This is a genomic window from Pseudoalteromonas sp. NC201 (assembly GCF_002850255.1).
In the GTDB taxonomy this organism is placed as follows: Bacteria; Pseudomonadota; Gammaproteobacteria; order Enterobacterales; family Alteromonadaceae; genus Pseudoalteromonas.
Map to the genome: position 1 here is coordinate 2,010,545 of NZ_CP022522.1, position 17,147 is coordinate 2,027,691.

The following is a 17,147-nucleotide window of genomic DNA, read 5'->3' on the forward strand; positions in this document are numbered from 1 at the left end:
TAAACGATAAAGCACTGAGTTGTGGTTAGTTTAACCCTTTCTTTGAATAAAGGGTGACTTTGTCAGAAAGTAGCGTTACTTTAATATGCTTGTCTTCGCTTCCCCAAATACAATTGGTATGTAGTGTTTTCTCTTCACAGTTATCAGCAGAGCCAAGAATATTCTCAACTTCAGCTTTGTCCATGCCCACTTCTAGTTTGTTGTAGTTTTCTAAACTTACTTTAGAACAGCCGACTAGGGTAAGTAGCGCAGCAGCAGTTAGTAATTTTTTCATAGGGTTGCCCGTCTAATGTTTGTATTTTCTTATTTGAAAGATGACCCCAAGTTTAGGGTGATCTAAGTAATGTATGTCGCCGCTATACACGCGCGTATATTGAGACATACGAGCAGTACGAATATCGTTACCGTCTTCGTACTTTAAATCTAAATCTGTGGTCACGTAAAGGTAATGTCTCACGTGAATTTTAATCAAGCCTTCAAGCTGCCAATGCACATGCTCTTTCGATTCTTCGATATTAAAACGCTTCGATAGTGACGAAAACTGATCGTCATTTTCTATTACACTATAACTGGATGGCGATGCGAACTGTTTGCCAGCAATAACCTCGATATTAGGAGCACGCTTATTACTTTGTTCTGGGAATCGCCAACCAGTGTGCAACAGTGGCTTGAGCCCTTTACGTTTTAGCTCTGCAATCTTGTTGGAAAAATTAAGCTGGGACTCATCCAACAAGTAGATAGAGTCCATGTGTTCTTGTGGCTCAACTTTTGGTGAAAGAGGCAAAGTGCCGAATTTTTCAACATAGTTTGCATCTGGATCGCAAGAGCTGGAGTGCGCGCCCGACGTTAATCCTCGAATAAAATCTTGCTCAGCAAACTGCTCACTGCCTTCCAAGCATAGTTTATAGCCGGTGGTATTAAAACCGTCGAATAATAGTGACTTGATGGTTTTTTTATTGAGCGGTTCAGGTTCAATACTAAAGTCTTCTCGCAAAGAGAAACTAGGCTCTTGCTCAAATGCTATCATTTCTACTTCAAACCAACGGGTGGCATGTGCAGACGCGCTACTTACCAAAGCCGCTAGGATGGCCAGACTTTTTATTGTTTTCATGCTACAGCCTTTTTCTCAAAGTCATCAATCATCGCATTAACCAGTTTTAATCTCTCTTGGCCATTTTTTTCTTCGATCAGGAACTTCAGTTTATTCGCGCCTTCCATTCTATAGGTTGACGGGCTACTTTGTATCAATCCTATGATGAATGTTGGGTTAACTTTTGTATGACTACTGAACTCAAAGAAGCCACCTTTGGGGTTTGCTTCGACCTTGTTAATGCCCAATTGAGTTGCCTTTAGCTTAACAGACTGCACCGCAAAAAGGTTTTTCGCCGCATCTGGAAGCAGTCCAAAACGGTCGATTAATTCGATTTGCAGCTCATCAAGTTCCGCCAGCGACTTAGTGCTTGCGATGCGTTTATACATGCTAAGACGAATATTTACATCGTGAATGTAATCGTCCGGTAGCAGTGCTGGGAACTTAAGATCAACCTCACTTTGCTGCTGAAGTAGGTTATCGAGTGTTGGCTCTTTGCCATTTTTTAAGGCTTCAACTGCTTGTTCTAGCATTTCCATATACAGCGTGAAGCCAACGGTTTGAATTTGACCGCTTTGGTCATCTCCCAGTAGCTCACCCGCACCACGGATCTCTAAATCGTGGGTGGCAAGGGCAAAGCCCGCGCCTAAGTCTTCGAGTTGTTCTATGGCTTGTAAGCGCTTGACCGCGTCTTTAGTTAAGGCTTGGCTATTCTTCGTGAGTAGGTATGCGTATGCTTGGTGATGGCTTCGTCCTACACGGCCGCGAAGCTGATGTAATTGTGCCAATCCGAGTTTATCGGCCCAATCCATAATGATGGTATTAGCAGAGGGTATATCGATACCGGTTTCAATAATGGTTGTACATACAAGCACGTTATACTTTTGGTGATAGAATTCACCCATCAAGTGCTCAAGTTCTTTTTCACGCATTTGCCCGTGGGCAGTAGTAACGTTAGCTTCTGGCACGAGTGCCGAGATATCAGCGGTGACCTTATCTATCGTCTCGACGTTATTGTGGAGGAAGTAAACCTGTCCACCGCGCTTTATTTCACGCAGAATTGCTTCGCGAATAAGCTCGTCGTTGCGCTCTCGTACAAAAGTCTTTACCGCTAATCGTTTGGCTGGAGGTGTTGCAATAATAGAGAGATCACGCATACCACTCATCGCCATATTCAGCGTACGCGGGATTGGGGTTGCGGTCAGGGTAAGAATGTCGACATCTGCTCTTAGCTGCTTAATCTTTTCTTTTTGTCTCACACCGAAGCGGTGTTCTTCGTCGACAATCAGCAGACCTAAATCGGCGAACTTGATGTTTTCTTGAATAAGCTTATGGGTGCCTATCACAATATCAATTTTGCCTTCTTCAAGTTTTTGTAACGTCTCTTTTTGTTCTTTCGCTGAGTTAAAGCGCGAAAGCACACCGACTTCAACTGGCAGATCGGCAAAACGGTCTTTAAAGTTCTCAAAGTGTTGTTGGGCAAGTAGCGTAGTTGGCACTAAGACGGCCACTTGTTTGCTATCGTTGACGGCAACAAACGCAGCACGCATGGCCACTTCGGTTTTACCAAAGCCAACATCGCCACAAACAAGTCTGTCCATCGCTAGGCTTGATTGCATGTCCGCAAGTACGGCTGTAATTGCATTGCGTTGATCGTCTGTCTCTTCAAATGGGAAGCTATCGGAAAAGTCTCGATAGGCACTCGCATCTAGCTTAAATGCATAACCCGGTTTACTTTGACGTTTTGCGTATATGTCTAGGAGTTCAGCAGCAACATCTCTGACTTTTTCAGCCGCTTTGCGTTTTGCTTTTTCCCACGCGTCATTACCCAGTTTATGAAGTGGTGCAGAAGCTTCTTCACCTCCAGAGTAACGACTGAGCATATGGAGTGAAGAGACAGGCACATAAAGTTTAGCGTCATTGGCATAGATGATCGTCACAAACTCGGTAGCAATACCCGCTGCATCTATGGTTTCTAGCCCTAAATAGCGACCTACACCATGATCTAAATGAACAATAGGTTGACCTTCTTTTAACTCAGCGAGGTTTCGGATCAGCGCATCTTGCCCTTGCTCGTATTTATGTTTGCGGCGGCGTTTTTGGGAGATTTTAACACCTAACAGTTCTTGCTCGGTGATGATAGACAGCGATTTTTTATCCAGTAGTTTCACACTGGTAGCGAGTGGAGTGACGACCACACCAACATCTGAGTCGCTAGATACAAATTCTGCAATGCGCTTATAAGGCTTAAGCTTTAGCCCTGTTGGTTTTAATAAGGTAAGCAGTGACTCTCGTCGGCCCTCTGATTCAACACTGAATAACACGCGAGACTTTTGTTTTTTCTCAGCAGCGATGTAATCGAGGATTTTTTGATATGGATTAGCTTGTTTATGCTCAATGCGAACATCGTCGATTAATTCAGCTGCGACATTGCTATTGCCCCCTTTGGTCCCCAGCATCGCTTGACTAAGCTTTATTCGAGAGAAGCCGTTAAGGCCTTCAAACAAGGTCTCTATTGGCTGATATAGCTTGGCTGGTGAAAGTAGCGGACGAAGTGGGTCAACCCGGCGACTTTCGTAGCGTTTAGATACGTCTTGCCAAAAGGTTTGCGCCGCAGATTCAATGTCGCCAAAAGGCATAAATACGGTATCTTCAGGCAAATAGTCAAACACCGTCGCTAACGAATCGAAAAAGAGCGGCAAATAATACTCTATACCCGCAGGCCAGTTTCCTTTACTAACCTGCATATAGATGCTGTCTTTTTCACTACTTGCGCCAAACGCTTCACGGTAATTAATTCTAAATCGTTCAATGTCTTCTGCATTGGTTGGGAATTCGTGTGCCGGTAATAAATCGATAGCATCAATCTCATCGTTTGAGCGTTGGCTTTCGATATCAAAATGACGAATTGAGTCTAACTCATCGTCAAAGAAATCTAGTCTAAAGGGGAGTGGGCTACCCATGGGGTATAAATCGATAATGGAGCCTCGAACAGCAAACTCACCATGTTCCATTACCTGCTGAACATGACGATAACCCGCTTGAGTTAAGGTATCACGCAAGCTTTGTGCGTCTACTGTGTCACCTTTTTTTACCTGAAGACTCATGCCGTGGATAAAGCTAGGTGGTGCGGTACGTAGCATAAGGGTTGAAACAGGAATGATGAGTACGGATTGCTTTTCCTGTTTGAGTGTATTTAGCGTCGCAAGACGCTGAGAAATAATATCTTGATGTGGTGAAAAGTGATCATAGGGTAATGTTTCCCAGTCAGGAAACATCATGACTGGCGTATCTTTTAAAAGATACGCCAGTTCATGCTCAAGGCGAAGTGCAGAGGGGGTGTCGGGGGTGACGAGTACAACTAAGTTGTCATGTTGTTGGATGTGCTCACTCAAACACAGTGATAAGCTACTGCCAACCAAATTACCCCACGAAATTTTATCCTTGTTTGATTTTACCCAAGGTAAATTGTTCCATTGCACATTCGCCATTGATTACTCCTATTTATTAATCGCGATAAATTTTGCAAAGATCCTGATAGTGATCGATTCGTCTGTCTCTTAAATACGGCCAGATGCGACGAACGGATTCACTGCGTGCAAGATCAACATCAACAACCGAGATTTCCTCAGCTTCTTCAGATGCATGCAATAACATTTCACCTTGCGGACCGGTAACAAAAGAATTGCCCCAGAATTGAATACCTTCACTTTGACCCGAAGGATCTGATTCATGGCCAACACGGTTAACGCTAATCACAGGTACTCCGTTAGAAACTGCATGTGCACGCTGCGCAATTATCCAAGCATCTCGTTGACGGATTTGCTCTGCTTTGTCATCGCGAGGATCCCAGCCAATTGCCGTTGGGTAAATTAAAAACTCAGCGCCTGCCATCGCCATCAGACGCGCACCTTCTGGGAACCATTGATCCCAACACACCAGTACGCCTAATTTGCCAACAGAAGTCTGAATTGGAGTAAAGCCCATGTCGCCAGGGGTGAAGTAAAACTTTTCATAAAAACCTGGGTCATCGGGAATGTGCATTTTACGGTATTTGCCGGCAATCGTACCGTCAGACTCAAGTACAACAGCGGTGTTGTGATAAAGCCCTGTTGCACGCTTTTCAAATAACGACGCAACGATGACAACATTAAGCTCTTTTGCAAGTGCGCCTAGTGAGTCTGTGCTTGGGCCTGGAATGGTTTCCGCTAAGTCGAAGAGAGCGGTGTCTTCAGTCTGGCAAAAATACAAGCTGCGGTGCAATTCTTGTAGCACGATAAGCTTAGCACCCTGACTAACGGCTTTTCGGATACCGTCACAGGTTTTCGCAAAGTTATTTACGAGATCTGTAGAGTTACTATGTTGAACAATACCAACTTTGATGTTTTTTTCAGTCATGGTACTTACCTTAAAAAACCTTTTGGTAACTGCATCGTAATACAGTGCAGGCTACCGAATTGATGGATGATTGGTAGGCAGTTAACGCCAATTACCGTTCTTTCTGGGTGGGCAAGAGAGACTTTGTCTAGCGCTTCTTGATCTTTGTCATCGCCATAGATAGGTACTAACACCGTTTTATTCAAGATCAGATAGTTTGCATAGGTGGCAGGTAATCTCTCACCCTCATTATCAAACTTAGCACTAGGCCAAGGTAAACTAATCAAACGGTATGGAGCGCCATTTGGGGTGCGGAATGTGCGTAGCTGCTGTTCCATTTTATTGAGGGCATCATAGTGCTCGTCTAATTTGTCATCGCACTTAACATATACCAAGGTGTTATCCGGTGCAAAACGCACTAAAGTGTCGATATGACTGTCAGTATCATCACCGGCTAAGTATCCATGATCTACCCACAAGAATGACTCAGCACCCAATTCTTTTTGCAACAATAGTTCTAATTCGGTTTTACTTAGATGTGGATTGCGATTTTGGTTCAACAGACACTCTGAAGTGGTCAATAAGACATTGGACTCGTTAATCTCAATACCGCCGCCTTCAAGTACCACGTTGACCTGTTCAAAGGTACAGTTTGGGTTGAGGACCTGTTTGGCAAGCTGCTGATTGATCTTATTGTCTAAATCCGCAGCAAACTTGTTACCCCAACCTGTAAAGGTGAAATCTTTGATACATAGATTTCCTGTACTTGTTTGCGTCGTAAGTGGACCGTGGTCACGGGCCCATGTGTCATTACAAGGCGTAACAACAAAGTGACACTTAGCTAAGCTAACCTCAGCTGTGCTGAGTAAGTTTTCGATATGCTGTTTTAGCGCTTCATTATGCGCCACGATAACGACTTCTTGAACTTGGGTAATATGTTGGCAAAGTGCAACGTACACAGGTTCAACGTCACTGAGAATGTCGCTCCAATCGGTATCAGAATGCGGCCAAGTAAGCATGATTGCATCTTGTGGTGCCCATTCTGGGAGTAAAGTAAAACTCATTAAATCATCACCATATAATAATAAGCCTATAGTTTATCATTAACCTCAGGTGTGTCAGTAAGTTTTATGAAGATAATTGAGCATTTAAAGAAGGCACCTAATGCGTTAAATGCCTTATTGGTCTTTTTGCTGCTTTAGCTTAAGTTGTCTGGTCTGGGCGTGTAAGCTCGCCCGTACGAGCAACTCTTGATCCGCTTCTCTAATAGCGGTAAAGGCGAGAGTGAATTTACCATCTTGCTTGGCAATGACTTCTGAGTAGCAAAAGATAGCACTGGCTTCATTGCGCAAAAATATTTTAGTTCGCAATGATTGTCCGACCTCATAATCTGCTTCTAACGTTGCGGTCAGGCCGCCACCGCCGTAGCTGTCACAAAATAGATGACTGTCGTCAGGTTCTTCAGTTGCGAGAATGTGGCTGATAATTAAATCAATCTTACGTGATTGCGCCTGCAAATAAGCTGCTAACTCATTGGCAATATCACCCAGATTACGAAGTGGTCGCAGGGCATTAAGATCTAACTCATTAATTTCGTTCGCGAGCTTAAATAGCGGCGGAATTGCAGCTTCTAATTGATATTCGTTCTCTGGAACCATATTGTCATCAACCGGATAGAGGTTGATCTGAACCTGTTCAGCTATCTGAAAATACTGTTCAAATAATTCCTGCAAATTCGCTTTCATGTTTTATCTCTTGGCATCGCGCCGCTTTACAACTGTCTCTATAGTAACGGTTTAGTTTACCGATAATCAAACCTTGAATTGCTCTAGTAGTTGTTCTTGGGTTGTTATCTTTTCTACTTGAGACTGCATGGTGGCATCAACGCTCTTAGCTTCGCTATACACCGACTCGGAAATACCACGAATTGATGAGCTACTGCTATTCACGTTATTTACAATGTCATTTTGCTCATTCAGCATATCAGCAATACGAGAGTTCAAATCGACAATGTGGCGAATGGCGCTGCGCATATCTTCAAGCGCGGCTTTGGTTTGGTCTGCCTTTTCAACCGTTTTATCGACATAATGTTGGCTTTGCTTCATTACAGTGACCGCGCTTTCAGAACCCGACTGCAGTTGACTTATCATTCCACGGATTTCAGTTGTGGCTTCTTGTGTTCTTTGTGCAAGCGATCTCACTTCATCTGCAACGACGGCAAAGCCGCGACCAGACTCACCAGCCCTTGCGGCTTCAATGGCTGCATTGAGCGCTAGGAGGTTGGTTTGCTCGGCGATACTGTTGATAACAGATAGTATTTGTTCAATAGCCGTAGACGAGCTTTCTAACTCAGTAACTACGGTCATTGCCGAACTGATTTGATTAGATAGCTCTTGAATTGTTTCCGTTGTTTCTGCAACGATTGTTTCTCCTTGGCGAGCAACTTGATCGGTGGTTTTAATTGCTTCAGCGGCTTCATGGGCAGATTGTGTTACTTGATGCTCAGTTGCAGACATGTGTGTTGTTGCTTCATCAAGGACTTTGATACTCGCTAATTGCTCTTGAATGGAAAGTTTGGCTTTATTTGCGACCTTAGATGTTTGTTGAGCATCGTTTAATACCTCATGGCCTAAACCTTGAATATTCGCTATCAAAGACTGTAAGCTGCTGGTAAAGGCATTAAAATTTTGCGCCAGTGCTGCAAATTCGGGTTCATGCTCGGTATTTAATCGTACGGTTAAGTCTGCATTACCACGTGCGATAGCAGCCATGGCAGTGTTGATTTCATCGAGTGGCTTTAATAATAAACTAATCACAAAAGAAAGTAGCACAGTCGCGAGTGCCACAGAAATAAAGGCAAATATGGCTGCATCTCTTTGCAGTCGTGAAAGTGCAGCAAAAACGGTGTCTTCATCCAGCATCACCCCTAAATACCAATCTAAGCCTTTGACCTCTTTAAACTGCACTAATTTGTCTTCGCCGTTAACTTCAACGTATTGGATATTTTCTGAGATACTTATGTCACCGAGAAATGCACGAGAAGACTTACCATTTAGTTTTACATCAGGGTGTGAGATAGTCGACCCGTCTTTACTCACCATAAAGGCAAAACCCGCGTCTAGCAGGTTAAACGAGTTAATCATTTCGCCGAGTTTTGCCAAACTAACGTCGTAAAAAATTGCGCCGTTAAATTGGCCTTGTTTAAATACAGGTGTACCAATTGATACCACGATTTCGTTACTTACCGCATCAGCGTAAGGTGCTGTGATAATGAGCTTTCGTGCAGTTTTTGCGTCGGTATACCAAGGCCGCTTTCTCGGATCCCAGTTTGCACCTGGGTTCCAATTTGGATCGCTTGCTACATATTTTCCTGTTTGCTCTTCACCATAACCTATCAATAGGAAAGAGGTTGTGAGCTGTGGCTGCGAGAGAATAGGGAAGGCCGCGTCTAAGGTGTCAGTGGAAGCTACGAGGTTGGTAGCAAGAGCGGCGAGATCGGTTGCTCCTTTCATTTGCGCAGTGACAGTATTACCGATTCCCTGAATTATTTCATTCACACTTTGTTCGGTTTGCGCTTTGATTGCTGATTGCACGGAAATATATTGAATAACAGATAAGATCAGTAATGCTGCAAGCAGCACAAGCGCAGAGACGGATACGACTTTGTGTTTAAACTTCACGGCCACACTCCAATAAGTTTGATACATTAAACTTATGACATTTAATAAGAAAATGCCAAACCTTCTGCACTGCATTTGAAGGTATTTCAAATTATTGCGTTTATATTAATTATCTATTCATGGCGCAATTCCTATTCTTTAAGACTTAGAAGAGGAGAAAACATCATGTACAAACCAGTTTTAACAGCGATTGCCTCGGCAATGATACTCGCTGCATGCGGTGGCGGTTCAGGTTCTGACTCAAACGACAACAACACCTCACAACCAACTCAAAAAACCACCGTAAGTGTTGGTGTTTCAGATGCTGCTGTGAATAATCTTGCAGAAGTCAACCTTGTTGTTCAACGGCTGACATTTAGAGCATCTGGAAAAGAAGATGTGACATTTGATACCTTGGATGCGCAGGGTAATCCAATGAAGATCAATCTGCTTGAGTATGCGGGTGATGATATCTATTTGGTTGTAAACGACCAAGAGATCGATGCCGGTGATTATGAGTGGATCAGAGCCGATGTTGTAAACGGTGGTGCGGGGTCTAATTTTGATTTAACCTCTAGCGTGCGTTTTTTAGATGGTAGCCAAGCACCGCTAGCCGTAACCCGTAAAGGTAATGATGGTGTGGGTGAAATCCAACTCAATAACTTCTCGTTAAATGAAGGTGAAAACCAAATCGTATTGGAGTTTGACTTAAATAAGGCGCTATTGAAGCGCACAAATGATGACACCGTTTATCTAAAACCAACAGCTGTCCGTTTGGAAAATCTGTTAACCAGTTTCGAGATTGAGGGTATGGTTAGCGAGTCTGTGAAAAATGCATGTATAGCAGATAACGCAGACCTAGCCCCTCTTGTCGGAGAGTACAAACATGTTGTTTATCTTTATAAAACGGATGTTGCAGTGCCAAGCGACATCAGTGATGAAGATTCAGCGCCAGTAGCAACCGCAAACTTAGATGCTGAGAGTGAATATGAGATAGCATTTATTGGTTCTGGAGACTACAAACTAGGGTATTCGTGCTTAGGTCATTTAGATGATGCCGAAACGATAGATGCAGATTTTAGTTTGTATCAAACAAAAGACGTTACGTTGACGCAAGATACCGAAGTGAATTTTGAGACAAACTAACAGCAAACAAAAAGGGCTTCAAGTGAAGCCCTTTTTACTACTTAAAATTCAAAATTAAGCATTTTCTAGTGCAGCGCGTGGGTCAACATATTCCATGTTGAAGCCTTCTGCCACTTCTTTACACGTTACTTGACCTTTCAGAACGTTTAGGCCGTCCATAAAGTGTTTGTCATTAAGTAGCGCTTGTTTGTAGCCTAAGTTTGCAAGCTTGATGATGTACGGAAGCGTTGCATTGTTAAGTGCAAACGTTGAAGTACGAGGTACAGCACCAGGCATGTTAGCTACACAGTAGTGAACTACGTCATCAACAATGTATGTTGGATCTGCGTGTGTAGTCGCTTTAGAAGTAGCAATACAGCCGCCTTGGTCGATTGCAACGTCAACAATAGCAGCACCTGGCTTCATCGCTTTGATGTGCTCTGCAGTTACAAGCTTAGGAGCCGCTGCACCTGGAATTAGTACGCCACCGATCACAAGATCTGCTTCTAGTACGTGTTTTTCAAGTGCATCAGCAGTTGAGTAGATAACTTTAGCTTGGCTACCAAACTGTGCATTTAAAGAACGTAGAACATCGATGTTACGGTCAAGAATAGTAACGTCTGCGCCTAGACCTACAGCCATTTGCGCTGCGTTACGACCAACCATACCACCGCCGATCACAACGACTTTAGCTGGTTCAACACCAGGCACGCCACCTAGCAGCATACCACGGCCTTCACGCGACTTTTCAAGCGCTTGAGCACCAGCTTGAATTGACATACGACCAGCAACTTCTGACATTGGCGCTAGCAATGGAAGACCACCACGCGTATCAGTTACCGTTTCGTATGCAATACAGATAGCACCGCTCTTGATTAGATCTTCTGTTTGTGGAAGGTCTGGTGCTAGGTGAAGGTAAGTAAATAGGATTTGGTCTTCACGTAACATGGCGCGCTCAACAGCTTGAGGCTCTTTTACTTTAACAATCATATCAGCAGTAGCAAAAACGTCTGCTGCAGTGTCTAAAACTTTAGCACCAACTTGAACATAATCTTCGTCAGTAAAACCAATGCCGATACCAGCATTTGTTTCAACAACGACTTCGTGACCGTGATTGATTAGTTCACGAACGCTCGCAGGAACCATACCTACGCGGTATTCGTGGTTTTTTATCTCTTTAGGTACACCAATAATCATAATATTCGCCTCAAAATAAGAACGGGGTAAAATTTTTGACTATTATATTTACCTATAGCCAGTGTGTCTCACTGTTTTAATATTTTAATGTAGTGATATACTCTGAATTAATGAGTCATTCAGGATAAAAAACTACACTATGTATCAACAACTAGACAGAATCGACAGAAAGATTTTAGTCGAACTTCAAAAAGATGGCAGAATTTCAAACGTAGAATTAGCCAAACGCATAGGATTGAGCGCTACGCCTTGCTTGGAGCGCGTTAAAAAGCTGGAACGGGAAGGATTTATTCGGGGTTATAAAGCCGTAGTCGATCCTGCTAAGCTTGGACAGGGACTTTTAGTGTTTGTTGAAGTTACAGTGAATAAAAACTCGCCTGATGTATTCGATAGATTTAATCAAGCAGTAAAGCAGCATGACGAAATTATTGAATGTCATCTTGTGTCCGGTAGTTTCGACTATCTATTGAAAACACGAGTGACTGACATGTCAGAATATCGAGGAGTATTAGGAGAAATTTTACTTAAACTGCCAAGTATCAGTGAAAGTCGCACTTTTGTGGTCATGGAAGAAGTAAAAGGAGAAGAAGGAGAAGTAATAAAACCTTGTGCACCTTGAGGTATTTCTTGGTAAGGTGTAAGTATATACAGCAATACTAACGCAAATCACTAATTTGCTGACGTTTTGGGCTTACATAGTCCAGAAAAGAAACAGAAAAAAGGTTTAATTACAATGCGCTTAAATGGTGTGCAACGCCTCTTAGAGACAGGTTTGATTGTAAGCACGGCTGCAGCAATATTTATGTTGTGTGCGTTGATAAGTTTCGACCCAGCAGACCCTGCTTGGACTCAATCCGGTGAGTACGTAAAAGTAAACAATATAACGGGTGCTGCCGGAGCTTGGCTGGCAGACATTATGCTGCTGAGTTTCGGGTGGCTGGCGTTTTTGATCCCCGCGGCGCTGCAGTTTCTTGGTTATCTACTGTTTAAAAAACCGCATAAGCTACTGCAACTCGATTACACCACGCTAGGTTTACGCCTTATTGGCGCAACATTGTTTATCACCTCTGCGAGTGCAATCAGCAGTATCAACTTTGATGATATCTATAATTTCTCATCTGGTGGGGTAGTAGGGGATGTGGTTGCAGGGGCCATGATGCCCGCCTTTAACTTTACCGGTACTTCTATACTGTTACTATGCTTTTTCTTTGCAGGAATGACGCTACTTACCGGTGTGTCTTGGGTTGAATTTGTTGATTATTTGGGTGAAAAGGTACTCGCCGGCTTTAGATGGTTACGCGATAGACTGACAGCAGAGCGCAATATAGAGCAAACGCAGTCAGTTTCACAGAAACCTGAGGCCGCTAGCACCAAAGCGGATAGAGTAGACAGTGAGACACCAATAATAGCTCCCGAGAAAAAAAATGATTATGAGCAGGCTCTCCAGCAGCAAACCGATACTGAAACTGATATTGACTTCGATGCTGAAGAAGAACCTAGTGGACTTGGTAAATTAAAAGATAAATTGTTCCGCAAAACGAACACTGAATCTACACCTCAAACTTCGTCTGCACCGCACTCTGATCTACAAGAGAAGAAAGAACCGTCGGTGTTCGATGAGCTAGATGATATCCTTGAGCAAGAAATCAACTTTTCAGCGATAGAGGATGAGCCACTGGATACTGTCGCGGCATTAAATGCCTTGGATGAAGCACCTGTGCACGAAACCAAAGTGGTTTCTCCGGCAAGGCCTCTTAAGCCTAAAGCACCTGAAAAGGCGGCCTATGGTTATCAGCCTCCACCAAGCGCAAAAGAGCAATTTGAAGCGCTTCTAGAGGCTCAGCCACCTGCAGAACCATTGCCTTCATTAGATTTGTTGGATAGGCCGGACAAGGCTAAGAATCCAATTTCGCAAGAAGAGTTAGATCAGGTTTCGCGGTTAGTTGAAACTAAACTATTAGACTTCAATGTCCAAGCACAGGTAGTTGGTGTGTATCCAGGCCCTGTCGTTACGCGCTTTGAGTTAGATCTCGCGCCGGGCATTAAAGTTGCTAAGATCACCGGTCTGGCAAAAGACTTAGCGCGTTCATTATCTGCAGTCTCAGTGCGCGTAGTTGAGGTTATCCCTGGCAAGACGTATGTGGGTTTAGAGTTGCCTAACAAACACCGCGAAATCGTACGTTTGTCCGAAGTGATAGATGCCCCTAAGTTTGAACAAAATCCATCTCCTTTGACTATGGTGCTTGGTAAAGATATCGCAGGCCAGCCGGTTGTTGCTGATTTAGCCAAAATGCCGCACCTGCTGGTGGCCGGAACAACCGGCTCTGGTAAGTCAGTGGGCGTTAATGTCATGATCTTAAGCTTGTTATATAAGTCGCCGCCAGAAGATGTGCGAATGATCATGATAGACCCGAAAATGCTTGAGCTTTCAGTCTACGAAGGTATCCCACATTTATTATGTGAAGTGGTTACTGATATGAAAGAGGCTGCAAACGCGCTACGCTGGTGTGTGGGGGAAATGGAACGCCGTTACAAGCTGATGTCGGCACTCGGTGTCCGTAACCTTAAAGGTTACAATCAAAAGATTAAAGACGCCAAAGAAGCGGGTCATCCAATCTTAGATCCACTCTTTAAAGATACAGACGGTATGGCGGATGAACCACAAGAGCTAGATAAATTACCGAGTATCGTGGTTGTTATAGACGAATTTGCCGACATGATGATGATTGTTGGTAAAAAAGTAGAAGAGTTAATAGCACGTATTGCACAAAAAGCGCGAGCGGCCGGCATACATTTAGTGCTGGCAACACAGCGTCCATCAGTGGATGTCATTACGGGTTTGATCAAAGCGAATATACCAACGCGAATGGCGTTCCAAGTATCAAGTAAGATTGATTCACGTACAATCTTAGACCAGCAAGGTGCAGAAAACCTGTTGGGTATGGGTGACATGCTCTATCTGCCGCCAGGAACGAGTGTTCCGGTTCGTGTGCATGGCGCGTTTGTTGACGATCATGAAGTACATGCGGTAGTGAGTGACTGGAAAGCAAGAGGCAAACCAAACTACGTAGAAGAAATTCTATGCGGTGAAGCAACCGAGGATATTTTACTACCAGGCGAAGCACCGGAAGGTGGGGATGAAGAGTCTGACCCACTTTATGATGAAGCCGTTGGGTTTGTTATTGAAACAGGCAAAGTGTCTGTTTCGAGTGTACAACGTAAGTTAAGAGTTGGTTATAACCGTGCCGCTCGATTAGTTGAGCAAATGGAAATGTCGGGAGTGGTAAGTGCTCCTGGTCATAATGGTGCACGAGATGTATTGGTAAAAGGTGGAGCCAATTAATGAAAAAATTTAAGCAAATTGCGTTGCTAACGGTATTATCAAACCTCCTTATTCGGCCTGTGTGGGCTGATGAGGCAGCGATGCAAAGTCTAAAAGGAAGACTGGCTGAATTAACCAGTTTTCAAGGTAAGTTTGAGCAAATCGTTAAAGATCAAGAAGGCAATGAGTTGCAAACCGGCGAAGGGGCGATAACCTTAGCGCAACCACTAAAAATCCGTTGGCAACAAGAGATGCCGGATGACACTTTATTTGTATCAAGCGGAGCAACAACCTATTACTACGATACGTTTGCTGAGCAAGTGACCATCCTAGATACGACTAAACTTATTGATACTACGCCATTTGTGCTACTTACGACACAAGAGGACAGTCAATGGCTGAAGTACAACGTAGCACTTACCGGTCAAGAATATCTAATCACGCCAAAAAACAAAGTAGACTCGCAGGTTGAGCAATTAACACTGCGTTTTGATGACAAAAACGATGGTTTAGCACTATTGAAAGTGAACGATATTTCAGGTCAAGTCTCTACGTTTAGCTTTAAGGAAAGCAAAGTCAATGCGCCAATAAAAGAGAGTTTGTTTGAGTTTACAATTCCACAAGGAGTGGTCGTAGACGACCAAAGAGGCAGTGACTAGTTTAGGGTTTGATTTTACACCAGATGTACGACCGTTGGCCGCAAGAATGCGGCCAACCTCGTTAGAGCATTATGTTGGGCAGAGTCATATTTTGTCCAAAGGCTCTGTACTTTATCGTGCGATTGAATCTGGACGCTGTCATAGCCTGATCCTTTGGGGGCCACCCGGAGTGGGTAAAACCACCCTTGCTGAGATCATTGCCAACTATGCGGATGCAGAGCTTATCAAGCTTTCCGCTGTCAGTGCAGGAATTAAAGAGGTTCGTGAAGCGGTCGTCGATGCTAAAAACCGATTAGCTCAATTTGGTAGACGTACGCTGTTATTTGTTGATGAAGTACATCGCTTTAACAAATCCCAGCAAGACGGATTTTTACCTCACATTGAAGATGGCACCTTTATTTTTATTGGCGCGACCACTGAAAACCCTTCTTTTGCACTGAATAACGCGATCTTGTCCCGCGCGCGTGTTTATACCTTACAATCGCTTGTAGAGGACGAACTAGGTCAAGTACTTAAAGACGCGTTGTCACGAGATGAACAGCTGTCGAAATTAGCCATCACCATTGATGACAGCGCACTTAAACTCATTGCCAAAGCCGCTTCGGGAGATGCGAGAAAGGCGCTTAATCTACTGGAGCAGGCGGTTGACTTAAGTTTTGAGCCAAATTCAAACACTCATTTGGTGAATGAACTTGTACTAAAACAAGTGTTGCCCAGCCAATTATCAAGTTATGATAATAAGGGCGACTTATATTATGACCTAATCTCAGCGTTTCATAAGTCAGTTCGCGGCAGCGCACCAGATGCAGCGCTCTATTGGTATTGCAAGATATTAGCAGGCGGAGGCGATCCGCTCTATGTTGCAAGGCGATTGCTTGCGATCGCCACGGAAGATATCGGCAATGCAGACCCAAGAGCGATGCAAGTTGCGTTAAATGCTTGGGATATATTTCATCGTGTTGGGCCAAGCGAAGGAGAGCGTGCGATAGCACAGGCAACGCTTTATCTTGCGAGTGCGCCAAAAAGTAACGCGGTCTACATGGCGTTCAATCAAGCTAAACGCGATGCTGTAAGTGATCCGAATTACCCCGTACCTGAACATCTCAGAAATGCACCGACAAAACTAATGAAAGAGCTCGGTTTTGGCGAAGAATACCGTTATGCACATAATGAACCTGGCGCCTTTGCCGCAGGAGAAAATTACTTTCCAGAAGCCATTCAAGAGCGACAATACTATCATCCGACAGATCGGGGACTTGAGAAACAAATAGCCGACAAGCTCAACTATCTACAGACGCAAAATGCGCAAAGTAGCACCAAGAGGTACAAGTAGCGATGCTAATAAATTATCTCACAATTGCGCTAGGTGGAGCGTTTGGTGCAATGTTACGCTTTTTTATCAGCGATATGTCGATAAAACTCTTAGGTAAGGGATTCCCTTTTGGGACGTTGATCGTTAATATTCTTGGTTCATTATTGATGGGTGTGCTTTACGGTTTAATTGAAAAAGAAGTTATTTCAGTTTCTCCATCTAAAACGTTGATAGGTATTGGCTTTTTAGGTGCGCTGACTACTTTTTCTACATTCTCAATGGATTCCTTGTTGTTACTTCAACAAGGGCAATATGTGAAAATGGCGTTTAACGTCACATTAAACGTGGTGGCGTGTATCTTTATGACCTGGGTTGGTCTTTGCCTCATCATGCAAAAAGGTTAAAA

General features: G+C 43.7%; 14 protein-coding genes. 6 read left to right on the top strand and 8 right to left on the bottom strand.

Features of this window, described 5'->3' with window-relative positions:
* Positions 1-25 precede the first annotated feature (25 nt).
* The 7 genes from PNC201_RS08425 to PNC201_RS08455 form a co-directional block, all read right to left on the bottom strand.
* Positions 26-274 carry a DUF3862 domain-containing protein gene (locus tag PNC201_RS08425; RefSeq protein ID WP_102056778.1) on the bottom strand — a complete coding sequence of 83 codons (249 nt, stop codon included), beginning with the start codon at positions 272-274 and terminating at the stop codon, positions 26-28.
* Positions 275-286: 12 nt separating this feature from the next.
* On the bottom strand, positions 287-1,111 hold the full coding sequence (locus PNC201_RS08430) for a CsiV family protein (RefSeq protein WP_102056779.1): 825 nt from the start codon (positions 1,109-1,111) through the stop codon (positions 287-289).
* Positions 1,108-4,581, bottom strand: coding sequence for a transcription-repair coupling factor (gene mfd / locus PNC201_RS08435; RefSeq protein WP_102056780.1), 3,474 nt, complete (start codon positions 4,579-4,581; stop codon positions 1,108-1,110). The genes PNC201_RS08430 and mfd overlap by 4 nt, the downstream gene beginning before the upstream one ends.
* 16 nt (positions 4,582-4,597) lie before the next feature.
* Positions 4,598-5,488: a carbon-nitrogen hydrolase gene (locus PNC201_RS08440; protein ID WP_102056781.1), complete on the bottom strand. Its 891-nt coding sequence runs from the start codon at positions 5,486-5,488 to the stop codon at positions 4,598-4,600.
* A 5-nt stretch (positions 5,489-5,493) separates the two neighbouring features.
* Complete coding sequence (locus PNC201_RS08445; protein WP_102056782.1) at positions 5,494-6,531, bottom strand: agmatine deiminase family protein; 1,038 nt, start codon at positions 6,529-6,531, stop codon at positions 5,494-5,496.
* Between the two features lie 114 nt (positions 6,532-6,645).
* A complete protein-coding gene (locus PNC201_RS08450; RefSeq protein ID WP_010372743.1) occupies positions 6,646-7,212 on the bottom strand; it encodes a hypothetical protein in 567 nt (188 codons plus the stop codon).
* A gap of 66 nt (positions 7,213-7,278) precedes the next feature.
* Positions 7,279-9,147, bottom strand: a complete 1,869-nt coding sequence (locus PNC201_RS08455) for a methyl-accepting chemotaxis protein (RefSeq protein ID WP_158299111.1) — start codon at positions 9,145-9,147, stop codon at positions 7,279-7,281.
* Between the two features lie 165 nt (positions 9,148-9,312).
* Here PNC201_RS08455 and PNC201_RS08460 point away from each other — a divergent pair, with 165 nt between their 5' ends.
* Entirely contained in the window at positions 9,313-10,272 is a 960-nt protein-coding gene (locus tag PNC201_RS08460) for a DUF4382 domain-containing protein (RefSeq protein ID WP_102056784.1), read from the top strand.
* Positions 10,273-10,326: 54 nt separating this feature from the next.
* On the opposite strand, the gene ald is transcribed toward PNC201_RS08460, so the two are convergent.
* Positions 10,327-11,448 (bottom strand): alanine dehydrogenase, encoded by a 1,122-nt coding sequence (gene ald, locus PNC201_RS08465; RefSeq protein WP_102056785.1) that lies wholly within the window; start codon positions 11,446-11,448, stop codon positions 10,327-10,329.
* Positions 11,449-11,587: 139 nt separating this feature from the next.
* Between ald and lrp the strand changes: the two genes are divergently transcribed.
* The 5 genes from lrp to crcB all read left to right on the top strand — a co-directional run bounded on the left by lrp (position 11,588) and on the right by crcB (position 17,145).
* The gene (gene lrp, locus PNC201_RS08470; protein WP_095726862.1) at positions 11,588-12,067 is read left to right on the top strand and encodes a leucine-responsive transcriptional regulator Lrp; all 480 of its coding nucleotides are present in this window, start codon (positions 11,588-11,590) and stop codon (positions 12,065-12,067) included.
* Between the two features lie 114 nt (positions 12,068-12,181).
* Positions 12,182-14,791, top strand: coding sequence for a DNA translocase FtsK (locus PNC201_RS08475; RefSeq protein WP_102056786.1), 2,610 nt, complete (start codon positions 12,182-12,184; stop codon positions 14,789-14,791).
* The gene (gene lolA / locus PNC201_RS08480) at positions 14,791-15,429 is read left to right on the top strand and encodes an outer membrane lipoprotein chaperone LolA (protein ID WP_102056787.1); all 639 of its coding nucleotides are present in this window, start codon (positions 14,791-14,793) and stop codon (positions 15,427-15,429) included. The genes PNC201_RS08475 and lolA overlap by 1 nt, the downstream gene beginning before the upstream one ends.
* Positions 15,422-16,762, top strand: coding sequence for a replication-associated recombination protein A (locus tag PNC201_RS08485; RefSeq protein ID WP_102056788.1), 1,341 nt, complete (start codon positions 15,422-15,424; stop codon positions 16,760-16,762). Before lolA ends, PNC201_RS08485 begins: the two co-directional genes overlap by 8 nt.
* 2 nt (positions 16,763-16,764) lie before the next feature.
* The gene (gene crcB, locus PNC201_RS08490; RefSeq protein ID WP_102056789.1) at positions 16,765-17,145 is read left to right on the top strand and encodes a fluoride efflux transporter CrcB; all 381 of its coding nucleotides are present in this window, start codon (positions 16,765-16,767) and stop codon (positions 17,143-17,145) included.
* The last annotated feature ends 2 nt before the right edge of the window (positions 17,146-17,147 follow it).

What these genes read in the sequence shown, in the direction of transcription:
- PNC201_RS08425 (WP_102056778.1), bottom strand. Translation starts at nt 274, where the DNA reads ATGAAAAAATTACTAACTGCTGCTGCGCTACTTACCCTAGTCGGCTGT.
- PNC201_RS08430 (WP_102056779.1), bottom strand. Translation starts at nt 1,111, where the DNA reads ATGAAAACAATAAAAAGTCTGGCCATCCTAGCGGCTTTGGTAAGTAGC.
- mfd (WP_102056780.1), bottom strand. Translation starts at nt 4,581, where the DNA reads ATGGCGAATGTGCAATGGAACAATTTACCTTGGGTAAAATCAAACAAG.
- PNC201_RS08440 (WP_102056781.1), bottom strand. Translation starts at nt 5,488, where the DNA reads ATGACTGAAAAAAACATCAAAGTTGGTATTGTTCAACATAGTAACTCT.
- PNC201_RS08445 (WP_102056782.1), bottom strand. Translation starts at nt 6,531, where the DNA reads ATGAGTTTTACTTTACTCCCAGAATGGGCACCACAAGATGCAATCATG.
- PNC201_RS08450 (WP_010372743.1), bottom strand. Translation starts at nt 7,212, where the DNA reads ATGAAAGCGAATTTGCAGGAATTATTTGAACAGTATTTTCAGATAGCT.
- PNC201_RS08460 (WP_102056784.1), top strand. Translation starts at nt 9,313, where the DNA reads ATGTACAAACCAGTTTTAACAGCGATTGCCTCGGCAATGATACTCGCT.
- ald (WP_102056785.1), bottom strand. Translation starts at nt 11,448, where the DNA reads ATGATTATTGGTGTACCTAAAGAGATAAAAAACCACGAATACCGCGTA.
- lrp (WP_095726862.1), top strand. Translation starts at nt 11,588, where the DNA reads ATGTATCAACAACTAGACAGAATCGACAGAAAGATTTTAGTCGAACTT.
- PNC201_RS08475 (WP_102056786.1), top strand. Translation starts at nt 12,182, where the DNA reads ATGCGCTTAAATGGTGTGCAACGCCTCTTAGAGACAGGTTTGATTGTA.
- lolA (WP_102056787.1), top strand. Translation starts at nt 14,791, where the DNA reads ATGAAAAAATTTAAGCAAATTGCGTTGCTAACGGTATTATCAAACCTC.
- crcB (WP_102056789.1), top strand. Translation starts at nt 16,765, where the DNA reads ATGCTAATAAATTATCTCACAATTGCGCTAGGTGGAGCGTTTGGTGCA.